Origin of the sequence: Halorubrum sp. Atlit-26R, from assembly GCF_003666015.1 — an archaeon.
Taxonomy (GTDB): domain Archaea; phylum Halobacteriota; class Halobacteria; order Halobacteriales; family Haloferacaceae; genus Halorubrum.
On record NZ_QPLT01000151.1, the window covers coordinates 1 to 867 of the forward strand.

Below are 867 nucleotides of genomic sequence, written 5' to 3' on the forward strand. Positions count from 1 at the left end.
GTCGTCATCCCAGCGGTCGACGTGGCGCTCGGCGTGCCACGGCTCGCCCGGAACGCGCTCGTAGCGGACGCGCCGGCGCTCGCCCGACTCGGTCGTGTACGCGATCGTCGGGAGGTCGTCACTGGACATACTCCACCCCCTCGTCGATGACCTGCTCAAGCAGCTCATCGAGCGTCTCCGGCTCGTCACCGAACGCGTCGAGCGTCACCTGATCGGGGTCGGCGAGGTGGTGCCGCTCGCGGAACCAATCAGGGTGGTCGATGTTCCCGGGTTTCGCCCCGATGTGGAGCTGCGGATTCCCGCTCTCGGGGACGCCCATGACGTCGACGCGCTTCCCGAGAATGATCACCCGCTTGCGGTGCTGCGGGACGCCGTAGTCGGCGGCGTCGACCTTCTCCCAGGTGACGTGATACCCGCCGGCGGCGAAGTTCTCACAGACCTCTCGAATCGCCTGTCCGTCCTTCATCGTCGCGAGCCCAGGGACGTTCTCCATCACGAACGACACTGGCTTCGCCTGGTGGACGATCCGAACCATCTCGAGGTAGAGTTCGTTCCTCGGGTCGTCCGCCTCGCGCTTCCCGATGTGGCTGAACCCCTGACAGGGCGGCCCACCGGAGATCGTCGTGATCTCGCCGACGCCCGCGTCGGCCGCCTCAAGGATTTCCCATGTCGCGATCTTCTGGATGTCGCGCTCCAACAGAACTGGCGGGTCCTCATCGGCGTCTTCGTCGCGGTCGTCGATGAAGTTGCGCCGGAAGGTGTCGGCAGCGTGTTCGTCCTGCTCGACGGCGACGAGGTTCGTGTAGCCCGCTCGGTCGAAGCCAAGGTCGAACCCGCCGATGCCGCTGAACAGCGAGACGTGTGTCG

At 66.2% G+C, this 867-nt stretch carries 1 protein-coding gene; it reads right to left on the minus strand.

Annotated elements, in window-relative coordinates:
• Positions 1-118: 118 nt before the first annotated feature.
• Positions 119-867, minus strand: a 749-nt coding sequence (locus DVK07_RS19875; RefSeq protein ID WP_121598544.1) for a DNA cytosine methyltransferase, incomplete at its 5' end; no start/stop codon positions are given.